Origin of the sequence: Paenibacillus sp. 32352 (assembly GCF_002042965.1) — a bacterium.
GTDB classification, from domain to species: Bacteria; Bacillota; Bacilli; order Paenibacillales; family NBRC-103111; genus Paenibacillus_S; species Paenibacillus_S vulneris.
In genome coordinates this window covers 1-24,141 of record NZ_MZNT01000022.1, presented here as the reverse complement: position 1 = coordinate 24,141, position 24,141 = coordinate 1, and the positions used below count along the sequence as shown (strand labels likewise).

The 24,141-nt window shown below is 44.3% G+C and carries 12 protein-coding genes and 1 pseudogene; 3 read left to right on the top strand and 10 right to left on the bottom strand.

Translation table 11 applies throughout. From position 1 onward, the window contains the following. Window positions 1-198: 198 nt before the first annotated feature. The 5 genes and pseudogenes from B1728_RS33900 to B1728_RS33885 form a co-directional block, all read right to left on the bottom strand. Window positions 199-6,873, bottom strand: coding sequence for an RCC1 domain-containing protein (locus tag B1728_RS33900; protein WP_179136313.1), 6,675 nt, complete (start codon window positions 6,871-6,873; stop codon window positions 199-201). 462 nt (window positions 6,874-7,335) lie between these two features. Next, complete coding sequence (locus B1728_RS36000; protein ID WP_144028100.1) at window positions 7,336-7,623, bottom strand: hypothetical protein; 288 nt, start codon at window positions 7,621-7,623, stop codon at window positions 7,336-7,338. A 51-nt stretch (window positions 7,624-7,674) separates the two neighbouring features. Continuing rightward, entirely contained in the window at window positions 7,675-12,633 is a 4,959-nt protein-coding gene (locus tag B1728_RS33895; protein WP_179136312.1) for a S8 family serine peptidase, read from the bottom strand. 1,650 nt (window positions 12,634-14,283) lie between these two features. Then, window positions 14,284-15,102: a TrmH family RNA methyltransferase gene (locus B1728_RS33890; RefSeq protein ID WP_079914839.1), complete on the bottom strand. Its 819-nt coding sequence runs from the start codon at window positions 15,100-15,102 to the stop codon at window positions 14,284-14,286. A gap of 9 nt (window positions 15,103-15,111) precedes the next feature. Further along, window positions 15,112-15,804 (bottom strand): annotated as a pseudogene (locus B1728_RS33885) (potassium channel family protein); the annotation flags it as partial. Window positions 15,805-15,970: 166 nt separating this feature from the next. Here B1728_RS33885 and sspI point away from each other — a divergent pair. After that, window positions 15,971-16,174 carry a small acid-soluble spore protein SspI gene (gene sspI / locus B1728_RS33880; protein WP_079914891.1) on the top strand — a complete coding sequence of 68 codons (204 nt, stop codon included), beginning with the start codon at window positions 15,971-15,973 and terminating at the stop codon, window positions 16,172-16,174. Window positions 16,175-16,246: 72 nt separating this feature from the next. Here sspI and B1728_RS33875 read toward each other — a convergent pair whose 3' ends face one another. The 4 genes from B1728_RS33875 to B1728_RS33860 form a co-directional block, all read right to left on the bottom strand. Then, window positions 16,247-17,350, bottom strand: coding sequence for a Gfo/Idh/MocA family protein (locus B1728_RS33875; RefSeq protein WP_079914837.1), 1,104 nt, complete (start codon window positions 17,348-17,350; stop codon window positions 16,247-16,249). Window positions 17,351-17,392: 42 nt separating this feature from the next. Then, window positions 17,393-18,112 carry a ThuA domain-containing protein gene (locus B1728_RS33870; protein WP_079914836.1) on the bottom strand — a complete coding sequence of 240 codons (720 nt, stop codon included), beginning with the start codon at window positions 18,110-18,112 and terminating at the stop codon, window positions 17,393-17,395. Between the two features lie 16 nt (window positions 18,113-18,128). Further along, entirely contained in the window at window positions 18,129-19,289 is a 1,161-nt protein-coding gene (locus B1728_RS33865; RefSeq protein ID WP_079914835.1) for a Gfo/Idh/MocA family protein, read from the bottom strand. 109 nt (window positions 19,290-19,398) lie between these two features. Next, window positions 19,399-20,424, bottom strand: a complete 1,026-nt coding sequence (locus tag B1728_RS33860) for a LacI family DNA-binding transcriptional regulator (RefSeq protein ID WP_079914834.1) — start codon at window positions 20,422-20,424, stop codon at window positions 19,399-19,401. A 226-nt stretch (window positions 20,425-20,650) separates the two neighbouring features. Between B1728_RS33860 and B1728_RS33855 the strand changes: the two genes are divergently transcribed. Together B1728_RS33855 and B1728_RS33850 are read left to right on the top strand one after the other, a co-directional pair. After that, the gene (locus B1728_RS33855; protein WP_079914833.1) at window positions 20,651-21,364 is read left to right on the top strand and encodes a response regulator transcription factor; all 714 of its coding nucleotides are present in this window, start codon (window positions 20,651-20,653) and stop codon (window positions 21,362-21,364) included. A 2-nt stretch (window positions 21,365-21,366) separates the two neighbouring features. After that, complete coding sequence (locus B1728_RS33850; RefSeq protein ID WP_079914832.1) at window positions 21,367-22,848, top strand: sensor histidine kinase; 1,482 nt, start codon at window positions 21,367-21,369, stop codon at window positions 22,846-22,848. A gap of 94 nt (window positions 22,849-22,942) precedes the next feature. Here the strand turns inward: B1728_RS33850 and B1728_RS33845 are convergent, their stop codons facing one another. Then, window positions 22,943-23,857 (bottom strand): YheC/YheD family protein, encoded by a 915-nt coding sequence (locus tag B1728_RS33845; RefSeq protein WP_256865624.1) that lies wholly within the window; start codon window positions 23,855-23,857, stop codon window positions 22,943-22,945. Window positions 23,858-24,141: the final 284 nt, after the last annotated feature.

Genomic DNA, 24,141 nt, shown 5'->3' with positions numbered 1-24,141 from the left:
TAAAAGCCCATCATCTCCTAATTGGAATTTTTCATTCCAAATTATATGAGAAGATGGGCCAATTTGATTGTCTCAAGCATTATACTACATTAAACTTACGCTGTTATATTTAAACTCTCGTGTACCATAAGCCATCTCATAGTGCGCCATGAATTGTCGCTCTCTTGCAAAGCACGCACCCCTAAGCAGACCATTTTATTAAGGATTAAGTATTGTCTTTACAGGAACAGCATTTGCAGCCGTTGTTGTACCGTCCCCTAACTGACCTGACCGGTTTAACCCCATCCCCCATACCGTTCCGTCTTGTTTCATAGACAAGGTATAATCGTTAGCTTTTCCTTGCGCAACCATCTTTACACTACTCAATGGCGGCGATTGCACTGGCGTGTATTCTCTTAAGTTCCCCGTGCCTAACTTTCCGTTAAATGCATCTCCCCAAACCCATACCGTTCCATCATTTTTCACAGCGTATCCGAAGTACAAACCTATGCCTATGCTTTTAATATTGTTTACATTTAGCACTTGCGTTGGGGAATATCGATTAGAATTTGAACCATTCCCCACTTGCCCATCGTAGTTATATCCCCAGCCCCATACCGTTCCGTCACCTTTTAATGCTAACGTATGACCAAGCCCTGCTGCTATTGAAATAACTCCTGACAAGTTTGTCGCTTGGACTGGAATAAGGCTCGGAACATTGCTATTGTTATTGCCCAGCTGCCCGTATTGGTTCCCGCCCCATGACCAGACCGTCCCATCGCTTTTTAATGCTGCTGTATAATTTACTCCACCCGTAACTGCAGCTACTCCTGTCAAATTCGGAACCTGCACAGGACTCAACCTATCTACCTTCGTTCCGTCCCCTAACTGCCCGCTATCATTTTTTCCCCATGTCCATACAGTTCCATCAGCTTTTACTGCGATGCTATGCCCGTACCCAGCTCCGATGCTTATAACTCCGGTTAAACCAGGAACTTGTATAGGTACATTACTGCCACTGAGCGTTCCATTACCTAATTGCCCGTTTGCATTATTCCCCCATGCCCATACCGTTCCATCCTTTCTCAAAGCCAAACTATGATAAGAACCTGCCGCTACCATCGCTATATTGCTTATGCTGCTTAGCTTTAATCCAGTTGTCTTATTATTCGTTGTTCCATCCCCCAACTGGCCTTTGCTATTGTCGCCCCATACCCATAAATTCCCGTCTTCTTTTAGCAACAGGTTATGGATTTCTCCCGTTACAATCATCGGTTTAATCACTAGATCCTGTTGTATAACCATATAACTGCTAACCGACCAGTCTGACCAAGCTGCCCCATCGCTAACTTTCACTCGAATTTGTAGCTTTTGGCCAACAGGCAATGCGTCACTTACTTGCCAGCTTCCGCTATCTGCTGTTGTATCTTGAGGCAAGATTCCAGAGTCCATGATGATAGCGGCGCCTGTTTCATCGAGTATTTGTACTTGATACGCTTTAAATGTCGTTAACTCCGAATCCACTTGCTTCCAGCCTATAGGAGGCTTTGATACATTGATTGTCGCCGGAGAATTTTGCGTCCCCAATGGAGAAGCTATGCTAACCTTTGGGGCAACATTTTGTTGCATCATGACAGGAACAGCATTTGCAGCCGTTGTTGTACCGTCCCCTAGCTGACCTGACCGGTTTAACCCCATCCCCCATACCGTTCCGTCTTGTTTCATAGACAAGGTATAATCGTTAGCTTTTCCTTGCGCAACCATCTTTACACTACTCAATGGCGGCGATTGCACTGGCGTGTATTCTCTTAAGTTCCCCGTGCCTAACTTTCCGTTAAATGCATCTCCCCAAACCCATACCGTTCCATCATTTTTCACAGCGTATCCGAAGTACAAACCTATGCCTATGCTTTTAATATTGTTTACATTTAGCACTTGCGTTGGGGAATATCGATTAGAATTTGAACCATTCCCCACTTGCCCATCGTAGTTATATCCCCAGCCCCATACCGTTCCGTCACCTTTTAATGCTAACGTATGACCAAGCCCTGCTGCTATTGAAATAACTCCTGACAAGTTTGTCGCTTGGACTGGAATAAGGCTCGGAACATTGCTATTGTTATTGCCCAGCTGCCCGTATTGGTTCCCGCCCCATGACCAGACCGTCCCATCGCTTTTTAATGCTGCTGTATAATTTACTCCACCCGTAACTGCAGCTACTCCTGTCAAATTCGGAACCTGCACAGGACTCAACCTATCTACCTTCGTTCCGTCCCCTAACTGCCCGCTATCATTTTTTCCCCATGTCCATACAGTTCCATCAGCTTTTACTGCGATGCTATGCCCGTACCCAGCTCCGATGCTTATAACTCCGGTTAAACCAGGAACTTGTATAGGTACATTACTGCCACTGAGCGTTCCATTACCTAATTGCCCGTTTGCATTATTCCCCCATGCCCATACCGTTCCATCCTTTCTCAAAGCCAAACTATGATAAGAACCTGCCGCTACCATCGCTATATTGCTTATGCTGCTTAGCTTTAATCCAGTTGTCTTATTATTCGTTGTTCCATCCCCCAACTGGCCTTTGCTATTGTCGCCCCATACCCATAAATTCCCGTCTTCTTTTAACAACAGGTTATGGATTTCTCCCGTAACGAGTTGTTCTTTACTAGTTAGCTCATGATCTGTAATTACAAATTGTGCTGCATCTAGCAAAAGTTCACCAGAGCCATTCGTACTTATAGATTTTAGTCCTGCGCTTACAGAAGCATTCACAGCATTGTCAGGCACAAGCCCTTGAACTTCAAATAGCTTGAAGGCTGTATTGATTGTGCTCTCTGTTACAATAAATTCAGAGATTTTCTGATTCAACGTATCAAAAAGCTCAACCTTTATTTCCACTATTGTATTACTTAAACCAGGCACGCTCATAAATCCTTTAAACACAAACATACGCTTCGGCGTGACCGGTACATTGCTTTGTGTTACAGCCACATGTTCCCCGTTGGCAAAATCGGAAATATTAATTTTTTGAACTTTTAATCCTGTAACAGCAGACAATTCCACGACATCGGTTGTGTACCCTGCTTGCCCCGAGGCGTTAATGCTCCATCCATCAGCAAAACCAGCGATCGTCTCTTTTTCAAAACTGCCGTTAATTAATAGCTCTGTCTTTCCGCTAGTCTGGTTGCTAACTGGCGACTCATTCCCTGCCGCATCAACAGCTTTTACATAAAATTGATATATGGTGCCACGATTTAATTTTTCGACAGTATAGTTTGTGTTTTCTGTAGTACCTATTAATGTTTGATCTATGAATACCTGATAACTAACTACTCCTGTGTTGTCGGTTGCTTGATCCCATCCTAATTTAACCGTACTGTCTGATTTGTCTAGTACCGCTAAATTAGCCGGAGCAGTCGGAGGTGTTACGTCAACTATCTCCGCTTCAATAACGTTGCTAATCGTCGATTCCAAGTTCAGATTATTTTTCGCTATTACATAAAACTTATATTTATTTCCTATAGCTAAATTAGCAACTGTATATTGAGTTGACGTTGTCGTTGCAATGTTCACCCCGTCTTTATATATCACGTATTCCTTAATACCGCTTGTCCCATCTTGTGAAGGGCCCCAAGATAATGTCACCGAGCTTTCCGTTTTCGTAACTATTTTTAAATCTGGGGCGCTCGGAACGCTTTTGTCAAATACGACAACACTTGGAGTAAAGTTATCTATCCTTGTTCCGTTACCTAACTGACCTGCATTATTAAAACCCCATGTCCAAAGGCTGCCGTCTTCTTTTAACACTAGGAAATGGCTTCCAGAAGCTGCAACTGCAGCAACAGATGATAAATTTGTTACGTTGTTGGTATTGCTAATCGGTCCCAACCAAACATTATTTGCCGTCTTATATTTGCCCCATATGATTGCTGTTTTATCTTCTAATTGGGCAATAGATAAATCGCCTCCTGCTGAAATAGATTTTATCTTTCCATATAACGTACTTATCCAATCTAATTGTGCGACTATTATTGTGTTGGGACGGGGGTCGCCGTAGCGAATTTGTAAATCAGCGTTATTTCCCCACCCCCACGCCGTGCCATCAGCTAATTCAGCAAAACTGTGCGAGCTGCCTGAACTAACGGATTCAACGTTACTTAGTTTTAAAAGTCTCCCGTCTGGACTGTATTTCTCGAAATCTTGGCGGCCATAATTATCGAAATAAAAACCTACTTCCCATACAGTCCCGTCATCTTTTAATGCAATTAACTGACTAAATCCTGCAGCTATACCCACTATTGAAGTAAATTGATCAATTTTTTGAGGTAATAACTGGGCTGGCTTATTATCCCAGGGCCCTCTCCCCCAAAAATAAACTGTTCCATCGTTTTTAAGAGCCATTGACGTATCATCTGATGCTGAAATAGCTATAATTGATTCCAATCCGTTGACTTGAACGGGATTATCCCTAAAATAATATCCTTGATGACTACCAATCCCAAGCTGCCCTAGATCATTTGCCCCCCATGCCCACACCGTACCATCATTATTTAGGAATAAGCCATGAGACGCTCCGGCTGCCACCGCCATGGCATGGCCATTAGCATTTTTTACTTTAGCAGGTATGCTTTGTTCATTACCCCAATCCCATACACTACCATCATTATCCATGAAAACATTATGGGCTTTTGAAGTAGAGATTGGATCATTAGTCAAAACTGTTATTGAATTGCTCACTTCTGAGAGATTCCCGGCTAAATCCTTAGCCCTTATATGCAAGTTATAATATTTATTTTCTTTTAGATTATCGAGAAAATATGTTGTTTTATTTGGAGCCGAAGCGATCAATTCTTCTCCATTATAAATTTCATATCCACGTATACCAACATTATCAGTTGAAGCATCCCAAGCTAGATATATACCCGATTTCGTCTTTAAGGTATATCTCAGATTATTAGGAATTGTTGGTGGGGTTCTATCAATTTTCATTGTGAGTTTAGCCTCAGTACTTATATTACCTGCAATATCTATTGTCCTGGCGTAGATATTGTTTATGCCTTCGTGCTGGAACGTAATTATTGCACCTTCTGTATACTCCAGCCATTCACCATTCTCTAAAAATTTAAACTCAGTCTTCATAACGCCGCTGAGCAAGTCGGTTCCACTATTTATAGTTATTTCAACTTCTTGTGCCCAATCTAAAGTACTCGCATTTATTCGTGGCTGACTCGGGCTGGTTTTATCTATTTTTACTATCGCACTTGCTTCCTCACTTATATTGCCCGCCCTATCAATGGTTCTAGCAAAAATAGGGATTATTCCTTCAGAGCTAACTGTCACAGTGGACGAATAATCTTCCCACGTTCCATTAGTATTAATTTTATATTGCACCTTCTGGACACCGCTCAAAGTATCTACAATATTAGATATAGTAAAAGTTACATCTTTGTTAGTCCAGTCCAAAGTACTTGGATTAATAATAGGAGTAGATGGAACTGTCCTATCAATTTTTATTTGTTTATTTGTCTCGGCACTTATATTGTTAGCAAAATCTATGGTATGTGCAGTAATATCAGTTATTCCTTCATCAGATATTGTTACTGGCGAAGTAAAAACTGTCCAATTTCCATTAGGTCCAATTTTGTATTCTGATATTTTTGCCTTGCTGTCATTGTCATTCCCATGGATAATGCTAAAGATTACATCGGTATTAGTCCAATTATTCTCGCTTAAATTAATTACAGGTGAATCTGGAGGAATTCTATCAATTTTCACTAATGAAGAAGCCTCACTGCTAATATTTCCAGCAAAGTCTATAGTTCTTGCATAAAGCATCTCTTGGTTTGGCGTACTTACACTAAAGGGGACGCTATAATCGACCCATGCTCCAGTTGAACCTAATTTATACTGCGTCTTATAAGCACCACTAATATTATCCTGACCATCCAATAGAGTTACCAAAACGTCACCATTGATCCAATCACTTGGGTCCATTATTATTTTGGGTAATGCGGGAGGTGTGGAATCTATCGCCAATTTTGTCACTTTTACCGTTTCGATGTTGCCACTTTTATCAGTTGATCTATAGCTGATTCTATGCACCTTATCTTCCGATAAACTAATGGGACTTGTGTACATCCCCCATGTAATTCCGTCATCTAAACTATATTCGGTTGTTTGCACCCCTGAAAAGTCATCTTTTGCAGATAAAACTATTGATACCAGCCCAATGTAGTATCCGTTATTCCCCATGTTTCCTGAAATACTTACAGTTGTTACAGGTGGAGTTGTATCTGACTTAATCGTTATTTTTTGCGTTTTAGCGGTTTCTATATTGTTACTATTGTCGATAGAACGATATTTGAATGTATAGATCTTAGGATCCAATAAAGTAATATTACCCGCATATATGATCCATGTAGTTCCACCATCCAAGCTGTATTCAGTACGGTTCACACCAGATTCACTATCAACTGCTGTTAACTGAATAGTGACCATCCCATAATAAACACCATTCCCTGCCAACGTACCGTTTACAACTATGGACGTCGTTGGAGGGGTTGTGTCTGCTGCTATTGTTACTATTCCACTCAGATTTTGATATGTAGAACGTGTAATTGAACTATTGTATACGCCTTCAGCTATACTAAGAGTCTTATTACTTTCTACTCTTTTGGAGTCGCTATCGTGGTATATTGTTTGACCCACGCTACTACTTTCTGGAGACATTTTATCTGCGTATATTGTATCTAACACAGATGAAGTTTTTGGATTAGTATTTATCAATTGTGGTTTCTCTTCAGTCATTGCATTTGCAAAGAACATAGTTGAAAAATACTGAAACACAATGAAAAATACTAGCATAATGCATACCTTTTTTTTGTACAAAAGATTACGACCCCCGTTTTTTCTAGTCTTCCAATTGGAATATATACCAATAAGATACATTTATATATTACTACTTCAAAATGATATTTCAACATTTTTTTACATTTTTATATATTTTTCTCGTTTTGTGTTACCAAATGCTTTGGTTGAGACAAGTCATACCACCGGTATAGCCGATGGCTTCCAGCCCTATAAGGGTATGTTACACGCAGGCGCCTCTAAGGCGCACTGAGATCTAGCAGCCTCGTATTGTCTCGACCCCTGAAAAGGGGCCTCCTTACATGCCCTATTTCACCATCACTCGTAATAAACAAGAAGAAACCCTAAAGGAAATCTCTCCCTTTAGGGTTCTGTTATGAGAACATAAGTTTCTGTGCCGATTTAGCTAATATGCGTCGTAAAGTTTAAGCAGTTCTCTTTATACTCTTCATCATAGCAAGTGCCTCACCCCACTTTCTAGGGCTACAGTGATAACTCCTGAATAATAAGCTCAATTAATTTTTTAGGCTTTTCATTACTCAAACTCCTCATCCCGTGAGTTTTAACAAATTCCTGTACAAAATCCCATTCTTCTTTTTCAAACAATACCGTTGACTCTCTTAAGAGTCCTTGAATATGTTCTTCATCTTCTGCTCTTTTGTATTCTCTTACGACATTAATAACTTCTACAAAGCTTATACTTGGGATGAAATAGCACTCAATGAAATATCTGAAAAAAACTAGAAATTCGGATTTATAAGTTTCTTTCAAATATCTTTCGGCAGAGTTATATTTTTTTTTAATTTTAACATACCTACTTTCTTATAAAGTCGGAAATGAAGTCAATATATAAAAACCTATATCGACATTCGAATCCCTTACCAGCACCATTCTTGATTTTTTCAAGTCAAATATCATTTTCCCAGTTATTCCTTCAGCACCGTAACCGATGGAGTACTCGTGTTCCACAACAAAAGATTTTCTCCCTTCGTTAGAATTTTTAAGCCAATCTTCAATTTGAGAGGCATTTTTTCTTAAATTTTGCTGAACAGCTTTAATAGCAGTACTTTTATTTGTAAAACTTGTTGCATCTAGCTCATCTTGAATTGCTCTCCGGCTTAATTCTTCATTCGTCATGGATACATGTTTTGAAAGTGTATGTCCCCCATTAGAATTAGGATAACCCTCAAATCTGTCCAGAATATCATCTGCAACATTGCGAATTTTATATCCTAATGTTTCTTTTAACTTAGCTGCACTTGTTTTTACAATATTTTGTGAACGAGTTGCCATCTTGCCAGATAGATAAGAGACACCTGCAAATGCAGCTGATCTTGCTAACTCTTCAAGCGCAACAGCTCCCAATGCAGCACCACCGTAACCTGTAGGGCTTGCTGCTAGTGCCATAGAACCCATAGTTCCTGAATTAATCAACGCTTGAACTGCCCCAGCAGCACTACCCGCAGCCGCTACAGTATAAGCAGCAGTGAATACAGTATCTGTGAATGCTTTAGCGCGCATGTAATAATAGTTATCTTCAGGAATGTATACATTTAAAGCCCACTGGGCAACTCCGAAATGGACGTTATCATCTATCCCATAGATTACACCCGTCGCTAACATTCTCTTATCTTCATCCGTAAGATCAGCAGGATCAATACCAACATAATCGTAAAACTTGTTAATTAACTCGTTACTCTTATTTTCAATTTGTTGCTGAATATCCTCGATGCTTGGTAACCCGAGAACCTCAACCGAGGCCATACCAATTCCACCAGGTTGCCCTGGTGCTCCAGCATAAATATTACCTGTATCATACCAATTTCCATTGCTATTAACGGAATACTGCTTATAGACTGATTGATTATTGCGTTTTGTAATTGCAGTAATTGGAGTTGAACCTTCGCCTGCCCTTCCCCCTATATCAGATAAATAAACTTCTACATTTCCACCATGCCCATCGTCCATTGTAAACTTGTACCAATCTGGTTTTAATTGACCCTCTACTTTAAACGAATACTGTACTGGCATTGATGATCCACTAGAGTAACCGGAATCTGCTACCCTAATATAATAAACTCCTTGATCCTTTAAATAAACACTACTACTACTGGTTGTTGTACTAAGAACATTACCTAGACTATCTTCCAATATAATTTTGCTTGAGTCAATATTTAGCTTAATATACTTTGGTTCTGTAACTGTAATTTTATAATAATCCACATCATAACGAGATGAGATGTCATTTGTATATTCAGTATCCCAAGTTATCCCTTTCGCAGTTGTTTTTGCAGACTGGAAGCTATCCTCCACCATGAGACGTGCTGTGAGTGGGTTTCCGTAGTTTACATTTCTCAGTTTTAGATAATACGTTGTTCCTGCTGATAACGTATATTCTATTTTTGAGAATAAGGCTCCGTATGGATGCTCACCAACAACATCGTCATTGATAGCGATTTGATTATTCAACCCTGCATCGGAATACAAAGTGATTTCAGTATCACTAGTGCTGCCAGAACCTTGAATGGCAGAAGTAAAGAAACGATACAAGCCTGTTTCTGGTGCTGTGAAACGGAAGTACTCTTTCTCTTCAGCACGTTTACTAACATTAACAGCTACCTTATTTGTTAATGTAATAAAGTTTATCTGGGTGCTTAAGCTAACTTTCAAACTAGCATGTATCGCTGCAGCACCATAAGTACTCATTTTGATAAAGTAAGTTACACCATGTTGTAACGATACGTTTACCTCCGAAAAGTTTGTTCCATCTGATGCATCATCATTGTGACCATCTAACACTAAATCATTTAATGTTATGTCTCTGTATATATCTAATATCGTATCATTGATCCCACTGCTTGGTGAATCAGCGTAGAATCCGGTATTGATCTTATAAAGACCATCAGTAGTTGGCGTGAAGGCAAATATAGCGTTCTGACCAGCAGGCCTGTCTACATTCGCAGGGATGTCAAGATTAATAGTTGGTATAGATAAATTTAATGCCGTTGCAATAATTCTTGTATGCAGCTCGGAGCTATCAAATCCATATAATTTAATATAATAGGTGCCCCCTGCTTGCAAGGTAGGTTGCAGTTCTGCAAATGTTCCATTGGTATCATCATTCGTCTCGATTAAATCCGTTAGTGAGCTGTCTGAATAAAGATCTAAAAGAGTGTCACTCTCAGCCCCAAATCCTCCATATGGACTTGTTGTTATCTTGTAGGTTCCTGAGGTACTAGGTGTGAAACTGAAAACTTGAGTTGAATTTTCAGGCAAATCTACATCTATTGGTGAATCTAGGTATAATGGGTAAGCTTTTGTCTTGGTTGTCAAATATGCAAAATCAATATAACTACCTGAAGCATTAACTGCTGCTACTCCTAATGTATATTCTGTCAAAGGCATTAAACCTGTAAAAGTATACGACGAGGAGGAAGTATTGCCTACATCTTGTCCATTAAATCTGATTTTATAAGAACTTGCTCCGACAACAGAACTCCAATTCAATGTGATGCTATTATGAGTAGAGCTTGCCCACAAGCCACTCGGAATATCAGGAATCGCAGGTGGATTCGTTGTTGCTGTGATTGTAGCGAATGTACTTGAGATGTTTGAAGAATTTACCGCTGCTACCCCTAAAGTATATGTTTTATTTGCTGTTAACCCATTAAATGTATAGGACGTTGAGCCAGTGGAACCTTGCGAAGTTCCATCAAGCTGTGTTTTATAACTGGTAGCACCACTCACACTGTTCCATGAAATGGTTATACTATTTGATGTTTGCCCAGTAACTCTCAATCCTGTCGGTTTAGCTGGAGTACCTGGATTGCCGCCTGAATTATCCACTACATGAATGAGAAACTGATCATCATATCCAGTTACATCAGGATAATGAAGGGTAATAATATAGTCTCCTGGTACGGTAGATGTAGTCGTTTGCCAAGTATAGCTTACATTATTACTTGAATCGTGGTGTATCGTTACAGGACCAAGTACCGGAGTTAAATTGATTTGATCTACATAGACATCAATAGCAGAATGTGGTTGATCAAGCGTTAACGATACTGTCGCCGGGTCACCTTTTACAACAGTCTGTCCATCACCAATTTTATTAGTGCTAAGAACAGTAATTCCGCTTTGTTGAGAAAAAGGTACGGATAAAGCAGAAGCATATTTACTTATAGCTTCCTTATAATACGATTCCAGTTTAAGAAATGAGTCTTTTTGTGTATCAAAATAACTACTTGCAGCTATTTTTTGTTGGTTTGGCTGCTTTTTTATAGCCTTACTAATATCAACGGGTAATTGATGCATAGTTTTTGAATATGAGAGAAGATGGTTATACACCCCATCAATTTCTTTTACTATGGATTTATCATTAGCACGGATGGCTTTTAGTTTTAAATCAAGCAATTGTTTACTATATTTTAAAATTTCAGCGTCCTTCTTATTGATATTAAAATCATTTGAAGGTTGATCAGGTTCATTTGGGACTGGATCGACTTGTTCCACAGGAGGTATCGGTTGATTTGTGATCCCAAGGGCTTTAGCCAAGTTTACCAATCCGTGGCCATATTCATTTGTAGAACCTAAGGGAGTAGCAGTTCGATAGAGAAGCTCTCTTACCTGCTGTGCGTTCATTTTTTTGTTTTTAGCTAAAATCACGGCAGCTGCTCCAGTTACATGTGGGGCAGCCATTGAGGTTCCAGAAAGTATTCCATATCCCCCATCGTTTGTTGTACTTAAGATGCCTGTTCCTGGAGCCACTAAATCAAGCTCTGTCCCAGTGCTTGAATAAGATGCCCGCTGATGAGCCTTTGTCACTGCTCCTACAGAAATAACTTCTGGATACAAAGCTGGATAAAGTTCTGTTTCTTGTCCGGAGCCTCGATTACCTGCTGCTGCAATGATTAGTATCCCTTGTCTTTCTGCCTCTTGAATAGCTTCATGTAGCGCTCTACTGTCTTCTGTTCCTCCAAAACTCATGGAGATAATATCCATTTTATTATCAATAGCCCAATAAATCCCATTGATAACTTGAGAGTATGTTCCACCTCCATTTTGATCCAGGACCTTTACAGCATAAATATGGGAACGTGGTGCAACACCCACTACTCCTATTTTGTTATTTATTGCGGCAACAGTACCTGCAACGTGGGTTCCATGACCATTGTCATCTGCGTATTGCTCATGATTTGGAACAAACGAAACCCCACCAGAAATTTTTAGATCTTCATGTTTCGATATTCCTGTATCTAATATGGCAGTTTTGATATTATTACCTTGCATATTCTTCTCATCTATAAGATCTGCTCCAACTGAATGGATTCCCCATGGAATGGTTTCTGTAGAAGCAGTTTTAGTATCTTTTTTTACATTTCCAACGGATGCAATATTTACTGTAGAATCAACTTCTATGTACTCTACATCTTGATCCTTACTAAGTAACTCTTTTTCAGAGTCATTTAAATTAACTTGAATAAATTTAGCTCTTTCTGTTTTCTTTGAGAGTTTTCCTTTCATTAAATTACTTTTGATTAATTTGTCTGCGTTATCAGGATTTTTTAACTTAACAATATACTTTTTTTCTTTACCATTGTAGTTAGCATAAACGCTTTCAGAGACTGTATCTAATAATTTGCTATATGTATTATCTGTTACGGAACTCTTATTAATTGTTTCAATTCCAGTACTACTGGCCTCTGCAAAAGGCATAAAGGTGGAAAATACCATTACACCTGTTAATAAAGCACTAGTAATGCGCTTAAACACTTTTTTCACATTGTATGCTCCTCTTCTATTTTTTTTGGAACCGTAGTTATCAATATACATTCCTCCCACTTTTTTCTAAAAAACTAAACTTTATTCTAACATTTAAATGCCATTTTTCAACATTTTTATATTTAAAATTTCTATTTTTTTGCAAAATTCTTCCGTCGAAGTATCTGATCACAGGCAAAATGAGATTGCTACCTTTACACATAAGTAAAGGCATAGGAATAAAAATAAGCAATGGAAAATTCCATCGCTTCAGATTGTCAGAAAGTCTCTCTGTGCAGAGACCTCAACTCAGTAAGTAATATATTGAATGAAATAAAGTGCGTTCTTATTAGACCTGTCAATCATGGTGAAGAGCGACCTTTTTCATGTGTAGGGCTATACAGGGAAATACTTCCAAGACCATTAGTAACCTTGTGTCGTTTGGACAGTTGCTCTTTCATTAAAAGAAACGATTCGTTAGTTCAGCCGAACTCAGCATGACAAAATCAATGGGAGCAAAGCTAACCCGTCCGGCCAGCCATAAGTCAGCATGTTGTAACCGCGCACGAAACGACCAGTAGTGTGATCGTGGAATTGGCAAGTAACTCAGCTTTTTTGCAACGATTTCGTTTGAGAACGAAACCGTTCACGATGAATACACGAATGCGTGATGCGGACGTCAGCGATTCAAAGTTCTGAATCACCAGAAGACTGAGCGTGAACGCCAAGTAAAAGAAAGATGATTCAGGAAACGATAGACGGCATCTTAACTGGCAACGAAGATCGGTTGTTCTCAAGTAAACGAACCACCTGCGTTTCTGGAAAAATAAGGGGAAGATAAGCTGGGACACATCAAAAGCCGGAACTCCAAACGATTTGCGGATGTCAGTGGCATATTGATCAGCCCTTTGGCTTTTGGCATATCCGTACATGCCTTTATAAAAACCCTACATGGCCTCAATTAAGTACAAAAACCTGTCGAATAGCATGCCCATTAATATATTAATTATTTCTACCCCTTCTGATTATGATTAAGTTTAACAATTTCTAATATCTCTAATTTATTATTGCTGTCTAATTTTCAGTATGATTAATTCTATTTCTATGGGATTTAATTCAGGAATGGTTAATCTGAACTATGATGATGATTGCTCAGAGATAGAAGTACTGTTACCTATTAACAAATCTTTCAAACAAACACCCCAATTGGATATGAATCGAAATCACAGTCTCTATAGCAGGTTCAGCCTTCCTGCCTCTATATCTTTCAAACTCCTTTGCGAAACTTTAATTAGAAAATTCAATCTGATTTAGATTATGAATCTTTCTAAGACATCTAACATTTTCTCAGATAATATTCACGATGATTCCATACAAAATGATTACATATTATGACAGAGATTATTACAGAAGTTATGAAGATAAATTTTCTAGTTGTTTTTCTCCCCGTTCAAAATAAAAACGAAAATTTATGTATGGTATTTTACCTGTAATCAACAAAAAATTACAGTCTCAAAACTTTCCTTTCTCCAACATCCCTAATCCCTTGCCCCATAAGGCTTCAACCTGATTTTCAACCCCTGCTTTTGATCGCCGCGGCCGATGAAAAAAGACTGGAGAAATGCTTGGGGAAAGCCCATGCATTTTCCAGTCTTTAGTCTTGTTGGGACTTTAATTTTTACTAGTCCCCCGCTGCCGCATAGCTTCAAAAAGGACCACGGTCGCCGCCATCGCAGCATTGAGAGACTCCGCTCGTCCCTGCATCGGGATAAGAATATGCTCCGTCGCCAAAGCGGACACTTCGGCCGAGACGCCTTGTCCTTCATTGCCGACAACGAACCACACCGGCTGGCGGAAATCATATTCATAGCAGCTCCGCTTGCCTTGTAGACTTGTCGTCACAATGGCAATTCCCTGCGAGGCGGCTTGAGGGAGCGCGTCCCGCAAATCTCCTTGCACGATCGGGAGATGGAATAACGAGCCCATAGTGGAGCGTACGGTTTTGGGGTTATACAAGTCTACCGTGCCGCGGCCAAGCAGAACGCCGGTAGCCCCTACCGCATCGGCGCTTCGGATAATGGTTCCGAGGTTACCCGGGTCCTGGATCCCGTCGATAACAACGACCAATCCCACGGAATCCGCACGCATGAAATCGTCCAGGGACCAATCCAGCTTGGACAACACCGCAAACGCTGCCTGAGGCGTCAATGTGTCCGTGCATTTGGCGAGCACCTGCTCGCTTACAGCTATGCACTCAATTCCTGCGTCAACGGCCTGCTTCAACAATCCGTCGGGCAGCTCATGCTGCCGGTCTTCGGCAACGACTAAGGTTTCGATAGCGGCCCCCGATTCGAGAGCCTCCTGCACCAAATGCTCGCCTTCAATAATGAACTGGCCTTGCTTGTCCCGGCCTTTTTTGTCCAATAGCTGCGCCCATGCCTTCACCCGGGCGTTTTGGACGGAAGTAATCGATGATTCCAACAATGTCATAACAACAGCCTACTCTGCGAATGTTTTTTCAAAATAATTCAAATCTTCATTTTTTCCTACGATAACGAGCACGTCATTTTCTTTGATCAAATCCTCCGCACTCGGGGCGATGTTCATATGCGATCCGGTCTTAATAGCCATGACATTGCATCCGTATTTGGCGCGAATGTCCAGCTCCCGAAGGTTTTTGCCGATTAAGGTCCGCGATGCTTGAACCTCGATAATGCTGTAAGTTTCGGACAGCTCGATATAGTCTAGTATATTGGATGAGATCAAATGATGCGCGACCCGCTGGCCCATATCCCGTTCCGGATAGATGACCTTATCGGCACCAATCTTTTTTACCACTTTGCCGTGAAGCTCGTTTTGGGCTTTCACGACGACTTTCGGTACGCCGATTTCCTTCAAAATAATCGTGGTCAATATGCTGGACTGAATATCTTGCCCTATGGCGACAATAACGACGTCAAAATTGCGAAGTCCCAAGGAACGCAGCGCCTCTTCATCCGTGGAATCCGCCTGGACGACATGCGTCACGATCGTCGAGATTTCCTGCGTTCTTTGCTCGCTGCTGTCAATGGCCAGCACCTCATAGCCAAGGTCGGACAGCGTCCTTGCTACACTGGAACCGAAACGCCCCATTCCGATAACGGCGAATTGCTTTTTCATGGAACTCACCCCTTCATTTCGATAGACAGCATGCCTCCAGCACCCGCCATTACAGCTATAGCTTCATCATCAAAATGCATGATATGTACGGTTTTTATTATTATACCATAAAATATCCGGATCATAACGGAGCATGAACAGCCCCTTTTTGGAGCATAGTAATCAGGTAAACCATGAGATGAAAAGCGAGGACACTTCCATGAACTTAAACCTGAGACAGGCCATAATTCAACGAGTTACGAACAAAGATGACGAGGAGCTTTTTGGCGTTATTGAAGGGTCGATCGGGGGCCAGGAGCAAGTGCTTCCGGGGTTAGGGGTTTTGTTCGAAATCATATGGCAGAATAGCAGCCACGATACGCAAGCGCAGCTGGTGAGCACTTTAAAAGAACATTTAACGTAAGAACTTAAAGAAAAACCGCCAGGGATGTTGGAAAGACCCTAGCGGTTTCTTGTTTATTCCTATGGATAGGGATTAGTCCAGTATTCCTTTAATCACGCCCGCCGGCATCGGTTGAGGCTTCTCGCAACTGCTCTGCATAATGTAATGCTTGCCTTCGTTGGATGCATCATGAAACCCGTGCATAGCTTCCAGGACATGGTAGGCAAGCTCGCCGTTCGCGCGGTTGATCCGCTTGTTCTTGATCGCGTAAGCCATATCGAGCACCCCGAGCCCTCTGCTGTTATCGGCATAACCGTACAATAACGGCACCTCGGTGAATTCCTTGGCATCATGCCGGCGAACTAGAACCGGACCGCCGAACGTATTGGGATCCGGTACGCTTAACGTACCCTCGCTGCCATAAATCTCAATCCGCGGAACCTGCGCTCCGCCGAAGGCATCGAAGCTGGTAATGATCGTGCCGATCGCCCCGCTGTGAAAATCCAGCACTCCCGCGACATGCGTAGGAGTCTGGACTTGAATGGTTTTGCCGTATTTCGGCTGACTGGTAATCGTCCGTTCCGGGTAGGAGATCTTGGCTGATCCGGTCACGCGCTGAATAGGTCCCAGCATCGCTACCAGGGCGGTTAAATAATAAGGTCCCATATCGAACATCGGTCCCCCGCCTTGGGCATAATAAAATTCGGGATCCGGATGCCAATGCTCATGACCGCGTCCGATCATGAAAGCCGTAGCCGCTACAGGCGTGCCGATCCAGCCGTCCTGAATCAGCTTGATGCAGGTCTGGATGCCTCCTCCCAGGAACGTATCCGGCGCGCTTCCCACCAGAAGCCCTTTGGATTTGGCAGCTGCCAAGATTCGCTGACCCTCTTCGCGGGTAACGGCCAGCGGCTTTTCTACATACACATGCTTGCCCGCTTCCAGCGCCTGTATGCATACATCGGCATGGGCCGCAGGAATCGTCAGGTTGATAACCAGATCAATTTCGGGATCGGACAGCAGCTCTTCTACCGTACAAGCCTTCGGAATTCCGAATTCCTCCGCGCTTGCCTGCGCCCGGGCCACATTCAAGTCCGCGCACGCTTTTACATCCAATACATCAAACGACTTGCAGTTTTTAAAATAAATACTGCTGATTTTACCGCAGCCTATAATACCGATTCTTATCTTCTCCATGCGTTTATGGCCTCCCTAATCCACGATTAGTAACGAATGATCTTAGTTGCTGTCTCCCATACCTGTATACTTGCTATCTCCGGAAACGATGCCTTGCGCAGCCTCTTTGCCTTCTGCTGCCCACAAGAAGCCACGGCGCATAAGCTCCTTGACTTGCGGCATGTCTACGATATCGGCGTGATGCCCAAGGGAGCAGTAGTAGACTCTGCCGACACCCCAGCGCTTCGTCCAGACCACAGGCATATCTACGGCTTTATTCAGGGAGTGTGGCCCATCGACTACCGGGAACCGTGTCGTTGCCAGCACCTCGACCGCTGGGTCGACATGCAGATAATACTGCTCGCTTTTCACTGCAAAGTCTGCTATTCCTTCCACCAGCGGACTGGAGCTGTGCTTGATATTAACGACATACTCGACTCCGTCATTGCCGGGGTGAGCCACCCATTGGCCTCCGGTCATAAACTGCCAATCGACGTTGTTGCGGAACGCGTCGCACATGCCTCCGTGACATCCTGCGAGACCGACTCCCTTTTGCACCGCTTCGGAGACGTTCTTGACCAGCTCCTTGGTGATCTCCCCCATCGTCCATACCGGAACGATCAGATCCAGCGAGTTCAGCTTCTCCGCATCGGCGAATGCTTCCAATGTGTCGGATACCTCGACCTCGAAGCCGTTCTCGGTCAGCAGGCTGCGGAAAATTTCAGATACCTCCTCCGGTTCGTGCCCTTTCCAGCCGCCCTGTACAATTAATGCTTTTTTCATGCCGTATCGCCCCTCTCTACATCTCCTCAATTTTGACCCAGCGCCGCTCCTCAATCGAGCGTTCTACCGCTTCCAGCACTTCCTGGCATTTTACCCCATCCACAAAGCTTGGCACCGGCTGGCGGTTTTCCTCCAATGCCTGCATCAGCTCCACTACTTCATGAACGAAGGTATGCTCATAGCCGATCGTATGCCCTGCCGGCCACCATGCATCCATGTAAGCGTGTGCAGCGTCGGTAGCAAGTACGCGGCGGAAGCCCTGAACGTCGGCGGCATCATCGGTGAAATAGACCTGCAGCTCATTCATTCGTTCAAAATCGAATTTCACGCTGCCTTTGCTTCCGTTGATTTCAAAAGCATTCGTGCAGCGATGACCGGGAGCGAATCTCGTAGCCTCGAAGCTGCCAAGCGCTCCGTTCTCAAACCGGCTCATGAACAGCGTCGCATCATCGACCGTAACCGGACCTCTGGGGGCATCCTTGCTACCTTTGGCGCTTAAGCCGGTCATAGAGGTAGGAAGCGGCCGTTCTTTAATGAAGGTTTCGCTCATGCCGATGACTTCCTTCATCCCGCCGACCAGATAATGAGCAAGATCGATGAGATGCGCACCCAAATCACCATGGGAGCCTGAACCGGCTACTTCCTTTTGAAGCCGCCATACTAACGGAAAATCCGGATCGACAATCCAATCCTGAAGAAACCATCCGCGGAAATGATAGATTTCACCTAATCTTCCCTCGTCGATCAGCTTCTTGGCCAGCTGTACGGCTGGAGCGAACCGGTAGTTGAAGCCGACCATATGCTTGACGTTAGCTTCCTCCGCCGCCTTCAGCATCTCGCGGGAGTCGGCAAGCGTCAGCGCGAGCGGCTTTTCACAGAACAAGTGCTTGCCCGCCTTAGCTGCCGCCAAAGCAATCTCCTTATGAGCATCGCTCGGAGCATTAATATCGATGACATCGATATCGTCCCGCTTAAGCAGCTCGCGCCAGTCCGTCACATAGCCTTCCCAGCCGAACTGCTCCGCAGCCTGGGCAACTCCCTGCTCATCCCGCCCGCAGATCAGCTTCATGACCGGCCTTGCCGATTTCGGGAAAAACATATGTAAATCGCGATAAGCATGGCTGTGCGCCTTGCCCATAAATTTATATCCGACCATTCCGATATTGAACTGCTTCATCCTTCCAATCCTCCCATGTAAAAAATCCGGCGAATACCGACGGTAAGCCGCGGTGATGCCAACCAAGGTTCAACCCCGGCTTAAGCTTCGCCGGTCGTTCATTATCCGGTCACTGCCTTTTGGAGCAAGACTGCCGAACGACGAGCTCGGTATCCATCTTGAGCTGAAAGCCTCCTTGGGCGCCTCCCAGCTGCTCCAGCAAACGTTCGGCGGCTGCGCTGCCCATCTCGTAGAACGGTACGGCTACGCTTGTCAGCGGCGGATCCGTGACGCGGGCGGCATCGGAATTATCGCAGCCGATAACGGCAAAATCGCGTCCGGCCTCCAGCCCCCGCTCCCGCAGCCCCTGCATCAAGCCTATTGCCATCCGGTCATTGGCCGAGAACACCGCATCCAGCTCCCCTACGCGGCCGGCCATCTGGGCCGCCGCCCGGTAGCCGCTTGTTCTGCTGTAGTTGCCCTCATAGTACCATCTTTGGTACTCACTTGAATCGATACCTGCTTCCTCCATGGCCAGCTTATAGCCATGCCACCGGTCGCCGCTGCTTGAGAATTCCGGGGACCCGTTCAGAAAGGCAATTCGGCGATAGCCTTTACCTAGCAGGTATTGGACCGCGCGGTAGCTGCCCCCCGTATGATCCGCATCCACTTCGTTAAACTGCTCTCCTGCAAAATGCTGGTTGACAAGACAGAACGGATGCCCCCCTTCTTCCAGCTTTTTCAGCTGCTCCCGCTCTCTCGGCGTGTCGCCGGCACCCAGAATAATGCAGGCGTCCACTTTCTGCGAGAGAAAAATATCCGTATATTCACTCTCGTCCTCCGGTGAGCGGAACATCAGCAGCAGATCATACCCTTTTTCTCGCACCTTAGAGCCTATACCGCTTAAAATCTCGGCAAAAAAATACGTCGAAAACAAATGCACCTTGGGCACATAGGGAAGAACCACGCCCAAATTGCCGCTTCTGCGGCGGGCGAAGCTCTGAGCAATCGCGTTGGGATGATAGTTCAGTTTCTTAGCTGCCTCCAATACCCTCTGCTTCGTTTCTTCCTTCATCGGCCCTACGCCGTTGAAAACGCGGGAAACGGTAGCTTCGGATACTCGCGCTAACTCAGCAACTTCCTTCCTCGTTACTATATGCGTTCTCTCCTTTCGTTCAGCTTTTCCTTATTGCTTGCTAAGCTTCAACATGTTCTTGCAACCAGAATGTACACGCGTACATTTTCTCATGGAAACCCTTGGTTTGTCAATTGGTTCATCGTCTCATCATGCACCTGTTCCAAGCCGATCCAGTATTGATATTCATCCCTCAACCGACTATGCTTAAAGGGAGATATAAAGAAGAAATCAAGGAGTGTTTTCCGTGAAGCTGCTTGTCGCCGAGGACGATCTGTCCGTATGTGAAATGCTGCAACTTTTTTTTCAAAAGGAACAATATGATACCACCTTCGTCAATGACGGAATAACGGCACAGCGGCTAATAGATGAACAACCATGGGATTTCGTTATTCTGGATTGGATGCTTCCGGGCAAAGACGGCATCAGCCTGTGCCGGGATCTTAGACAGAATCAGCAAACCCCTGTTATTCTGCTCACCGCGCGCGATCAGGAGCAGGACAGAATTAAGGGGCTGGAGCTCGGTGCGGACGATTATGTGACCAAGCCGTTTAGTCCCATGGAGCTAATTGCCAGAATGAAAGCCGTATTGCGGCGCTATAAGATCGGAATTAACGAGGACCGCGAGGCTCCTTCCGTCCAGGAGGAGCAGGCTAACGGTTTCAGCACGCTGAAGCACAAATTCATTACGATCCAGCTCGAGTCGAGGACCGCCATCATTCAAGGCCATGAGATTACGAACCTGACACCGAAGGAATTCGATCTGCTCTGCTTGTTCGTCCGCTACCCGAAGAAGGTGTTTACCCGCGAGCAGCTGCTCGAAAGCATCTGGGGCTATGACTATATTGGAGAAGAACGGACGGTTGACGTGCATATCAAAAGACTCCGCAATAAAGTCTCGACACCGGATTGCGCGCTGATCGTAACAGTCTGGGGAGTCGGCTACAAGCTGGAGGAATAACGATGGGGAGCCACAAGCGTTATCGCTTTACGTTTTTTCAGCGCCTTTTTCTAAGTCATCTCATTGTGTGCCTGCTTATCCTCGGCTTATTGAGCTTTGGGTTCGCTTATTACACCAAGCAGCAGATTTATCAAGCGGAGACAGAGGAATTAACTACTACGGCCAAGGTCATCTCCAGAATGTTTTCACGGGAGGAGGATGAGCCGCAGCCTGCGCTCCAAGCCTACCGTACTCTGCTTGTGGAACGCAAAATTTCGTTTATTCTGTTCGACAAAACGGGGGAAATGGCGTACCGCGATCCCAAAATGCCGAGCGCTTACCGTTCCAAGCCTTTCCTGGACGGACTGAAGGCCAAAATTTTCAATATGAATGAAAATGAGAGCTTCATTGTCAACCGGAATACGGAAGAGCCGTTGGTGGTTCTGGGCAAGCCGATCCGTCCCAAGAGCCAAAAAGGAGATATGTACCTGTTCGTCTTCTCTCCCCTTCACGGCTACCAGGAGACGGTGCAATCGTTCAATAAGGCACTGATCTATTTATTCGCAGTCGTATTCCTGCTGGCCGTTATCGTCAGCTTGCTGATATCCCGCAATATGAGCAAGAGCATTCAGCCGCTTCGCCGCGCTACACGACAGATTGCCGCAGGGCAATACGAAGCAAGACTGCCTGTTACCCGCACGGACGAGCTTGGGGATCTTGCCTTCGACTTCAATGCCATGGCGGCCCAACTGGAGGCTTCGTCCAAGAAATTGAACCAGTACGAAACGATGCGGCGTCAATTCATCATGGATGTCACTCATGAGCTGCGCACTCCTTTAACCTCCATTCGGGGCATTATCGAAGGACTGAAGAGCAATCTGGTCACCCAGCCGGAGGACAAGCAGAAGTATTACGGCATTATCGAGAAGGAAACGTTCCGTCTGATCCGGCTCATTAATGAGCTGCTGGATACGGAGAAAATCGAGAACGGCATGATTACGCTGCATAAGAAGCATATCCCTCTGAAAGAATTAATGGAGGTGGTCTCGGAGTCGCTGGAGATCCTGCTGGAAGCGAAGCACCTCCAAATCATTATCGAATGCGATCCCATGCTGCTAGTCTACGGGGATTATGACCGGCTGATGCAGATTCTGATTAACCTTGTGAAGAACAGCATCCAATTCACCGATTACGGTTCCATCCGATTGCGGGGACAGGAAACCGAAACCGAGACAAGGATCCAAATCTCGGATACCGGGCACGGTATGACCCCTGAAGAGCAGGAGTATATCTGGGAACGGTTTTATAAGGCCGACCCTTCCCGCAGCAAAAGCAACAGTGAAACGGGATTGGGGCTATCTATTGTGAAGAGGCTGGTTGAAGCCCATCAAGGTACGATTGAAGTTCAAAGCACCCCCGGCATGGGAAGCGAGTTCCTCATCACACTGCCTAAAGCGCAAACGGAAGCCACCTCTCCCGCAGAGACGGACTCCCGCGATTCTTAAACAAAGTTAAACCCCTCGTTAGATGATACTCATCCCGAGAATCCCGTACCCCCGACCATAAGCGGATACGGGATTTTGTCATAATGACACGATGCTAGACTCTTCCGTAGGCTTTGGCGTAACGGTATACTTTGCGATACATGGTTTTATCCTTCAACCGGTTGAAAATGTACGGATCCGGATTGGTATTCACCTCCAGAATCCAGGGCTTGAGATCCTTATCCAAGGCAATATCCAGACCGACTTCCTTAATGCCTTTATAGGTTTTGAACAGCTCTTCCGCCGTCACCAAGCCGAGCTTCTTCAAATACCGGATGAAGATCTTTTGCTTATCCGCAGGTAAATAAGCCTTCAATAAGGTCTCAATCGATTTGATCTGTCCTCCGTTATGAACGTTCGTCACAATTTTCTTGGGGTCTGCGACACGCCCGATAATGCCTGTCGTCTCCCATTTCTTTTGCGGCGACTGCTGCACATGGACGCGAATGTCGAAGCTGCGCTTGAGGTATTTGGTCAGGTGAATGCCCATTTGAACCAAATACAGCCGATTTTTCGTGAGATCGATAATGGAATCGTACATGTCGTCATAGGATGAAAATTTCCGGATTTCCGAGCCGCTCTGATAACGGTACACCGGCTTCGAGGCATCCGAATCCACCTCCACTCTCATAACCCCGATCCCAAAGGTTCCCTTATCCGGCTTGATATACACCATTCGGTATTTATCCAGCATGCTTTTAAGAGAGGAATGCGTCATTTTCTCTGTCGGAGGTATATGAGCACGGATTTTGGTATTTTCGCTCAACACGCAGGTCTTCGTCCATTTACTGACGACGAACCGATTATACTTCTTACTCATGACATCCACCTTTCCTCGAATCGCCAGGTATACATAATCCCGTTTATAGCGTGCTTTGTTAGAACCATACTTGTAATCGCCTTGAGCTTCTTGCATAAGCGCATGGTCCGCATCCGATGCGGCACCCGCCCAAACAGTCGATTCAAACACAATATTGTATGCTGTACCTGCCCTTCCGGTTCGGAGGCGGACTTCATGGAATGCAAAATAACCCGGTAAAGCGGGTTGGTCTGTTGAAAAATCTATAGAGCTTGTGCTGATATACTCCGATGGGGTCCCCCCTCCCAGCCATGCTTCTGAAGCAGTCTATGCTAACACAAGGCCCGAAATGAATAAAACAACCCCACAAAGTGGGGCGAGTCTGTCGAGAAACCTAGTTTTGCGAGAACTTTGCTAAATATGGAGGTGGGGTATTCCTCGGAAGAGTTTACGTC